Origin of the sequence: Bacillus sp. L_1B0_5, assembly GCF_000836715.1 — a bacterium.
GTDB lineage: Bacteria > Bacillota > Bacilli > Bacillales > Bacillaceae_G > Bacillus_A > Bacillus_A thuringiensis_S.
This window is the reverse complement of the sequence record NZ_JXIS01000175.1, coordinates 1-7,219: the sequence shown is the minus strand read 5'-3', so window position 1 is coordinate 7,219 and position 7,219 is coordinate 1. Positions and strand designations below refer to the sequence as shown.

Genomic DNA, 7,219 nt, shown 5'->3' with positions numbered 1-7,219 from the left:
GAGTCTTCTTGGCTAAAATGATAAAATTTTCAACACATACATATAGCACTAGAAGTCTTTAATTTTTTTATTATCTTTAAAAATAGTAATGTACTTTTATACCGCTACACTTTAAAGAGTTGAATTTACAAATATTTCAAATTTCACAATACTTAACTTTTCGAATTATTTAATAGTGAAAAAATATCAGTGAGTATAACTACAAAAAATTTTTAGTAATTCATGAATCAGGAAAATAAATGAGTTGTAGATTCAGTTTTGAATAAGGGATATTTTATAATGTGGGATTATGTATTAATGAAGAAATAATTCTGTTTACAAGATCATCAGTAATCCATTCTTTTTGCATATCATCGGAATGTTTTTGATTCATCGAATCAATAAACTTTTTGAATTTCGGAAATAAGACAATGGAAGTAATCCAATAAATCGTATGGTTTGTCGAAAAGAAATGAAAAATCCCTTGTTCTTTCCCTTCCAATAAGATTTCTTTTAATTGTTCAAAATTCACAACTATATATGGTTTGATTTTTTCTAATTGTGAACTTTCTTTGATAATTGCCTCATATGCAAGAGTTCCAATTTCAGGATGTTGTTTTATATGTGTAATAAAGAAAGTTAAATATTGTCTTAGAGCAGTTTTAGGATTATTTTGTGTTTCTTCAAGAAAATTGGGTAATTTTTTTGCAAAACCATATTTTTTAAATACCTCTAAGTAAAGGTTCTCTTTTCCGTTAAAGTAATACGATGCCATAGCAACATTCACTTTTGCTTCCTTTGCAATTTCATGGATACTTGTACCATCATAGCCATGTTCTCCAAATTTTGTCTTAGCCGCTTCTAGAATATTTTCAATTGTTTGTTCGCGAGATTTGCCCATTCTATACACCTCAAATAATAATAAATGATTTCAAAAAAAATATGTGATTTAAATCACATATTTTTGAAATTCAATTATATATTTAAAATGATGATTTAACAACTAATCAGATATTAAGTTCTTTTTATAAGAGCCTTTTCTCTCCATTAATGAATAGAGATGGAGAGAAATAAAAATTGTCTAAAAAATATTAAACTTATCTTTAAGTATTTGATAATATTGTTTCTCTGTTATTTCTTTTTTTGATTTATTTCCATGTTGGGTTTGTGTAAAACTTTGTTTAGTAAGTGCAATATGACCATGATCAATCAATTTACAAATAATATTCCCCTTATTTACTGGCGATTCCGGATGCTCTATAACCATATTTTGTATATCATTCACTTTTTTTTCATTAATTGCATTTAAATAAAAAGCATAACCAATAGACCAATTATCAGTAAGATCAGAATCCAGAAAATGAGATGTTTCTCCATTTTTCCCTTTCTTCATTTCAAATACGTGAGTCCCTTTCTCAGTGTTTTTTTTACGAACACGATATTCTCCCGTCACAGAAGTTACACTGTCACCATGAAAAGGAACAGGTTGTAAAGGAAGATACGATGCAAAACCAGCATCTATTATATAGTTTTCATTTTTGTGCTGTAAAACGATGAGCACATGGCCATCATCAGGGTTCCATTTTCTTATTTTCGGATCATATAGAGTTCCAGCTACTCGATACACATTAAATCCACAATCACATAAAAAATAATATAATAAAGAATTAATCTCATAGCATAATCCGCCACGATTCTTTAAAAGCAGTTTTTCTTCAATATTATTTCTAGAAAAATCTTGCATGTTTCCTTCCATGACGTCTATGTTTTCATACGGTAATAAGTGCCCCATCTGTAAAAGAATTGTATGCAAATCTTCAAATTCCACATTTTCTTTTGGTTGAATTCTTAATTTTGAGAAAAAAATCTTTTGTAACTCAGTTAACATAACATATCCCCTTCCATTCATATAAATAAACATTATTATAATAATATATTAAGAATCTAAATTGTAAGGTATGCAACTAGAATAACAAATTTTAGGGAATTATGCACATCGTCAGCTTGCATAAAAAGTATATATGAATTTGATTTTCTGAAATTTCTAAGACTACAATACAGATGTGCATAGCTAAAAAACTATTAACTCAAAGAATTTGAAAGTATGGACATTTTAAGCGAGATTGAAGATAATTATATTCACAAAAGAATTGATGCAATGTTAAAAAGAATAAGCCCGGTACAATACCGGACTTATATTCATACAACCGCTATTTTTTTCTGTTTAACTGTCGGGATTCAGCTCATAATGAAACATATTTTCACATAACAGACTTTCGTATATAAGTTTTTCAAATGGGTTATTAACCAATATCACTTTTTAAGAGAGTAAATTTTTTAGATTGAAGATGTAATGAATTTTGTTCTTTTATGTAAAATATTCTAGTTTCGCATTAGGAAAGAATTGTTTCATATAGGAATACAGATGATTTTTTATATCCTCTTCTTCTTCTTTTTGATAAATGTATTTTCCGATTCCATATTTCCCCCATTTATATCTTCTTTTCTCTTCATCTAATTCTAATTTTGTCATCGGATAGTTTTTTTCAATCACTCTCTTAGCTGGCTTTGTAAAACGATGTTGAATAAATTCAAATGTAATATCCTCCCGTGCATCCAGAGATAATTCAGCATTCAGACGTTCAAACATTTGATAGTATCCTTCTTGCCAGCCTTCATGCAGGTAAATAGGTGCTACAATGAAACCAAGAGGATATCCGGCTCTAGCTACTTTACCTGCTGCCTCAATTCGTTTAGCTAAGGGAGAAGTTCCTGGTTCAAAGTTTTTAATCACATAATCAGCGTTTACACTAAAGCGAAATCTTGTTTTTTTATTATGTTTAGCATCAAGTAAATGATCTACATGGTGGAATTTCGTAACAAACCTCAATTTCCCATATTCAGATTCTCCAAAATGCTCAATGGCCCGTTTAAGGGTGTGCGTTAAATAATCAATTCCTACAATATCTGAAGTACATGAAGCTTCAAATCTTGTTACTTCAGGTGCACGCTCTTTCATGTATTTGTCAGCAGCATCTAAAATTTCTTCTACATTTACATACGTTCGTATATAAGGCTTACTTCCCATCGTTGTTTGTAAATAACAATAATGACAATGTCCCATACATCCCGTTGCAAAAGGAATTGCATACTCTGCTGAAGGCTTGGAAGTATCAAATTTCAGTGTTTTCCTAACACCAACAACAAGCGTAGATTTTGCCACTCGATACTTTTGAAAATCATTATCGCCTGGCAAATCTCTTACTTGATTATGGGAAGTAGTATGTCGAATTTCAACATCCATCTTTGAAAATTTCTCAAACAGCTCTTTTCCCAAAGGATAATCTAATGCTTTAGGTTCAAAATATACGAGCTTAGGCATAAACGGCTTATTTATTCCAACATCCCCTCTGAAATATCACCATAGTAGTAAGTGTATGCTTGGTTTGCCTCATCTTCGGTAGCATATATAGCCATCTCATTTGTTAATGGATAATACGTTTCGTAAAGAAATAGTGCTAATTCATTAGGTCTTTCAGGATTATTTACAACTGCTGCAGCTTGTATATTAGCTACGTCTTGAGTATGAGGATTTCGGTAAAAAATATAGACTATGTCACCAGCATGATACGTATTACTTTCCGAAGAAAATCCCATTCCATCACCATCTCATTTCATAAAATTCAATGCTCAAAGTTTTATTTTCTAATTTCCCTGTAGTGTAACTATTTAATTTCATTGATAAGGATTACGTCATACAAACATACTTTGAAAAACGAATAATAAATGCACTACCAAAAAGGCAAGCATATATCAATGCTTGCCTTTCGTTCTAACGACGATGTTCAACAAGATCGATTACACCTAAAACGACGTGAGCTAAACCAAAACCAAATACTGTATTTGCAATCATTTTATTAGTTCCACGAGTTTGTTTAAGAGCATAACCTGCTGCTGTCACTGCTGTACCTAAAGCTGTTGGAATTAATCCTTCACGAATGTCCACAGTGATGCCTCCTTGTTTCGTAGTTAGTAAATTCGTTTTAATGCCTCGAAGTAAAGTATTAAAACAAGTATTAGTATTTTGCTTTTTAATAAAATTATGTGGAATTTTCATGAATAATTTTTTATATCCATAGCAGCTATAAAGATTGAAGGAATTATTAATTAACAAATGAGCAAATATCTTCAAACTTATTTTCATATAAAAATTGTATACCTCAGACAAAATTTTTTTATGAAACACTATTCTTTATTTGCTTATGAACCACTTTATTATAATAACCATACTTTACAACTTGCCTAATATCATCTACCTCAATATCCATTCTTTGCGTGATATCTACAACAATTGTCTTTTGTAAAACATTCACTACAAATCCTATTAATTGCAAATCAGGATTTGTACGATATGAAAATTCAACGTAATCCCCAATTATTACTTTTTATTATGCTTTATTTGGCGCCCACTAAATTATCGATAATTATTCAATAGTTTCCCCCTTTTTTACTTCCTTACACTGGGCGCAAGTTTACAAATTAAAGAACACTAAATCTTATTTTTCATAACTTCTATGTCAGTATTTTGCTTTCAAATAATTTATAGATCTTTGCAAAAAAATTTCTCAATATAAATATAGATACTAAATATAGTTTTTAAGTGGAATTTCCCTAAAAATATAATATTATAAACAATAAGATAGTTTTTAACTTTTTTCTCCTTGTGAAAAAGATAAGATCCTACTCTCCGATCTTATCTTTTTTATTTTGGAAATTCTTAATACAATAAAAAGAGAGCACTCCCTGTAAGTGCTCTCTCATAAAAAGTATCGGTAAATGTATTTATAGCCAATTTGCACACCATTTTTAAAATGGATTTACAAAACGAATTCTTTCTAAAATGTTTTAATGTTTACTTTCTATATACCAAAGAAAAAACATTCATTAACGAGCATTTTGCATTACTTTTATTAGGTCATTTATATTTTCAACTTTCTGCTGAGACTGACTAAGTCTACTATGTAGTAATGAAGGATTTATATCTTCTCTTGAAATAACTTGTTTTAATTCGTGTTCTAATTTATCATACGCATCAAAGAAATTATCAAATTCTACACTTGCAAGTTCTTCATTTTCACGATAAAATCTTTTAGCTTCTAAATAAGTTATATATGATTTATTTAAAAATCCTAATGAAATTAGATATTTAGAAGTGTTTTCTTGATAAATAGCAATATCACATGCTGTTTTAATATCAGAATAAGTTTTTTGAATGAGTTGTTGTAATTCGTAAATATTATACTTTAGTTCGTTATTCATTTAATTCCCTTCCATCCTATCTATTCTAAAAAATTTTAATTTGATAAAAATAAGAATATATTATTATTACCGTATCCACATTTATTAATTCTTTTTTTGTTCCGTAGTAATAAATCTTGAAAGCAATTCTGTTAATGCTTCTACCTTCTCTTTCATCCTGTTGGATTGAATTGAAATTTCTTTGATTGAAACTGCTTGTGATTGAATTGATTGTACTGTTTGAACTGTTTCTCTTTCTACTTGTGTTGCAGTATCAGATACTAGTGAAAGAGACGCATTTACTTCTTCTGTGCCGGCAGACATCTCTTCTGTTGCTGCAGAGACTTCTTGAATTTGACTTGTAATTTTATCAATATCTCTCATAATAGATGAGAATGTTTGATCCGCTTTGTGGGCCGCTTCTTTTCCTTCTGCTGCCTTTTGTTCTCCTTTTTGCATGACTTGAACTGTATCTTGAGTATCTTGTTGAATAGATTTAATTAAATGGTTAATTTCATTTGCGGACTCTTTAGACTTTTCAGCTAAATCTCTCACTTCTGCTGCAACCACTGCAAATCCTTTCCCATTCTCTCCAGCACGTGCCGCTTCAATAGCAGCATTTAGAGCAAGAAGATTCGTTTGCTCAGCAATATTAGTGATTGCATCCAGTGCTGTATCAATCTGTTGTGTACGTGTAACAAGTCTATCTATTACTTTTGATGTTTCCTCGACAACATCATGGACACTATTCATTTGAAGAATAGAGTGCTTTATCACTTCACTGCCGGTATGTATTTGTTCTGTGGTTGTTACTGCTACCTCAGCAACTACTGCTGAAGATTCAGCTACTGTTTGTACACCAATTGTTATTTCTTCCATTGAGGATGAACTCTCTTGAATGCTAGTTACCTGTCCTGCTATTTTTTCTTTTACTTCAGAAATGGTCTGAACAACCTCATTTGAAATATTAGTTGCTCGCTTTGTGTCTTGTAAAACCCCCTCAGTAGAAGAAATCACCTCTTGTGTTGTCACCTTAACATTCGCAATTAATTGCTGTAGGTTATCTAACATACTATTGAAAGACTGTACAATAATTCCTAACTCATTATTTGCTTTATAAGACGTACGTATTGTTAAATCACCTGCAGCTACTTTTTCCATATCATTTTGTAATAAAATAAGCGGTTTTCGTATAGTAAATTTAATAATATATCCAATAAATATAACTATGACAATTGCTAAAATTGATATGACCACAAACATTATCATTGTATTTTGGGCACTATTATTATTAACTTTCTGTAACTGGTCTGCATTGTTGCTGTTATATATAATTAGTTCACGAATTGACTGAATTGTTTTTTGCATATTAGGTTCAATTTCTTTTAGATAATAGGCATACGCTTCCTCATTATTAGATTTCCCTAATTCTTGTGCTTTTTTCATCAGAGTTCTTAATTCATTAAACGCTTCATGAAATTTGCTATATAGTTCTTTTTCTTTATTAGAAATAACTTTAGTTTCAAACTGCTTTAATAACTGATCGTTTTCCTTTCGAATTCCATCCATTTCTTTTATTAAATCGTTCATTCTTTTTTCATCTTTGGACACCATTATTTCCATAAAATTCATATTAACATGATAAAAGTTAGATTCTACAATTCCTATCCATTCAATTGGCAATAAGCTGTCCTCATACATATTAGAGGAAGCATTCTTTCCTTTTTCTAGTCCCGAAAAACCTATTAGGGATAATACTATACAAGCGATACTTGATATAGCTATTAATATGTTTAGTTTTGTACCAACCCTACTGTTTCTTAATAATTCCAATTAAAACTCTCCATTCTTATATATAATTCAATTGATATATTGTATAATATTAATTTGAAATATACGATATTTATTTTTAAAATGATGGTGTTGCAAAACTCATAAATAT

8 protein-coding genes are annotated in these 7,219 nt (G+C 30.0%); all 8 read right to left on the bottom strand.

The features are described 5' to 3' along the window. Positions 1-274 precede the first annotated feature (274 nt). Positions 275-880, bottom strand: coding sequence for a TetR/AcrR family transcriptional regulator (locus RT27_RS31240; RefSeq protein ID WP_016082859.1), 606 nt, complete (start codon positions 878-880; stop codon positions 275-277). A 180-nt stretch (positions 881-1,060) separates the two neighbouring features. Further along, positions 1,061-1,867 carry an arylamine N-acetyltransferase gene (locus RT27_RS31235; RefSeq protein ID WP_043939105.1) on the bottom strand — a complete coding sequence of 269 codons (807 nt, stop codon included), beginning with the start codon at positions 1,865-1,867 and terminating at the stop codon, positions 1,061-1,063. A gap of 480 nt (positions 1,868-2,347) precedes the next feature. Further along, positions 2,348-3,376 (bottom strand): spore photoproduct lyase, encoded by a 1,029-nt coding sequence (gene splB / locus RT27_RS31230; RefSeq protein ID WP_043939103.1) that lies wholly within the window; start codon positions 3,374-3,376, stop codon positions 2,348-2,350. Continuing rightward, positions 3,373-3,636, bottom strand: a complete 264-nt coding sequence (locus RT27_RS31225; RefSeq protein ID WP_043939102.1) for a transcriptional regulator SplA domain-containing protein — start codon at positions 3,634-3,636, stop codon at positions 3,373-3,375. Before RT27_RS31225 ends, splB begins: the two co-directional genes overlap by 4 nt. Positions 3,637-3,811: 175 nt before the next feature. Continuing rightward, positions 3,812-3,985: a hypothetical protein gene (locus RT27_RS31220; RefSeq protein WP_000354585.1), complete on the bottom strand. Its 174-nt coding sequence runs from the start codon at positions 3,983-3,985 to the stop codon at positions 3,812-3,814. Between the two features lie 229 nt (positions 3,986-4,214). Beyond that, entirely contained in the window at positions 4,215-4,418 is a 204-nt protein-coding gene (locus RT27_RS36310; protein WP_043939100.1) for a hypothetical protein, read from the bottom strand. Between the two features lie 505 nt (positions 4,419-4,923). Next, positions 4,924-5,298 carry a hypothetical protein gene (locus tag RT27_RS31210; protein WP_043939099.1) on the bottom strand — a complete coding sequence of 125 codons (375 nt, stop codon included), beginning with the start codon at positions 5,296-5,298 and terminating at the stop codon, positions 4,924-4,926. 84 nt (positions 5,299-5,382) lie between these two features. Continuing rightward, on the bottom strand, positions 5,383-7,110 hold the full coding sequence (locus tag RT27_RS31205; protein WP_043939097.1) for a methyl-accepting chemotaxis protein: 1,728 nt from the start codon (positions 7,108-7,110) through the stop codon (positions 5,383-5,385). Between the last annotated feature and the right edge of the window lie 109 nt (positions 7,111-7,219).

Bases quoted from the DNA above. Each gene is read 5' to 3' on its own strand.
- RT27_RS31210 (WP_043939099.1), bottom strand. From the start codon at position 5,298: ATGAATAACGAACTAAAGTATAATATTTACGAATTACAACAACTCATT.
- RT27_RS31225 (WP_043939102.1), bottom strand. From the start codon at position 3,636: ATGGGATTTTCTTCGGAAAGTAATACGTATCATGCTGGTGACATAGTC.
- RT27_RS31235 (WP_043939105.1), bottom strand. From the start codon at position 1,867: ATGTTAACTGAGTTACAAAAGATTTTTTTCTCAAAATTAAGAATTCAA.
- RT27_RS31240 (WP_016082859.1), bottom strand. From the start codon at position 880: ATGGGCAAATCTCGCGAACAAACAATTGAAAATATTCTAGAAGCGGCT.